This is a genomic window from Acinetobacter sp. AR2-3 (genome assembly GCF_001878775.1).
GTDB lineage: Bacteria > Pseudomonadota > Gammaproteobacteria > Pseudomonadales > Moraxellaceae > Acinetobacter > Acinetobacter lwoffii_D.
The window spans coordinates 1-1,215 of record NZ_MJIQ01000080.1 but is presented as its reverse complement, the minus strand read 5'-3'; the positions used below and the strand labels follow the sequence as shown (position 1 = coordinate 1,215).

The following is a 1,215-nucleotide window of genomic DNA, read 5'->3' as shown; positions in this document are numbered from 1 at the left end:
AGAAAAAATCATCATCAAACTGGCGGTCTAGGCTTATCAATTGTAGCCTCCATCATGACCTTGCATCAGGGGATATCTCAGGCATTCAATACAGTAGAAGGTGTCTGCTTTGAACTACTTTTTCCAGAAAAGTGAAACCCATTTGCACTAAATTTTATACACTAAAAGGGCTTTGTTGCATAAAGATTCAAAAGCTGAGTTTTCCCCAATCCATTCAAATTTAAGTGACAACTTGGGTGTGAGGTCTACCTAATTCCGTAAATCTATTCAGAACTGCCACACGCGCATGAACTTCATTGACCTGACTTTGAAAATGTCTTGCCGTCAGCTTATCTCCTAATAATTTGATGCAATGCATCTTGGTTTCCACCAAACTGCGACGGTGATAGCCCGACCATTTTTTCCATAGGGTTCTGCCTAAATGCTTAACCGTTTGAAGTAACTCATTTCGTTCTATTGAACTGATTTTAGAATCTTTCCTGGGCTTGGCATTCTTCCTGGGTGGAATTACTGCATGTGCTTGACGATCTGAAATCACTTGTCTGCAGCACTTCGTGTCGTACGCCCCATCGGTATAGACAGAATCTATTCGCTCATTTGGTGGGATTTGATCCAGTAAATCACCTAGTACTTGTGAATCACTGACATTATTTGTCGTAAGCTGAACGGCACGTATTTGCAGTGTTTCAGCATCTATACCAATATGCAGTTTACGCCATTGCCGACGGTATTCAGGCTGATGTTTCTTACGCTTCCATTCACCTTCACCTAAAAATTTTAAACCCGTAGAGTCGACGAGTAGGTGTAACCCATCACGACTTTTCTGATAGCTTATCGCAATATCAATATGCTTTTGTCGTCTACAGAGGGTGGAGTACGAATATCACTGATATTCGGGGCTGCTCAGCCACAGAGTTTAATCAGGCTTTGAGCAAAGCCAGTGACCATACGTAAAGAAAGACGGAATAGAGATTTGATCATTAAACAGCATTGAATCGCTGTATCGGAATAAGTTTGATTTCGTCCGTGCTTGCCTTGTGGTTGTGCATACCATTGGGTCTTAGGATCAAACCAGATTGAAATATTTCCTCGCTTGATTAAAGCTTGGTTATACGAGGACCAATTGGTTGTACGGTAAGTTTTAGGTGCAGGCTTCTTCATCTGGAAATTATATTGCTAAAGAAGCCCTCAAGAATAGCTTTGTGCAACAAAGCC

The 1,215-nt window shown here is 41.4% G+C and carries 1 pseudogene; it reads right to left on the bottom strand.

What is annotated here, in order from left to right:
- Positions 1 to 220: 220 nt before the first annotated feature.
- A pseudogene (locus tag BFN00_RS13975) lies at positions 221 to 1,161 on the bottom strand (IS5 family transposase).
- Positions 1,162 to 1,215 lie beyond the last annotated feature (54 nt).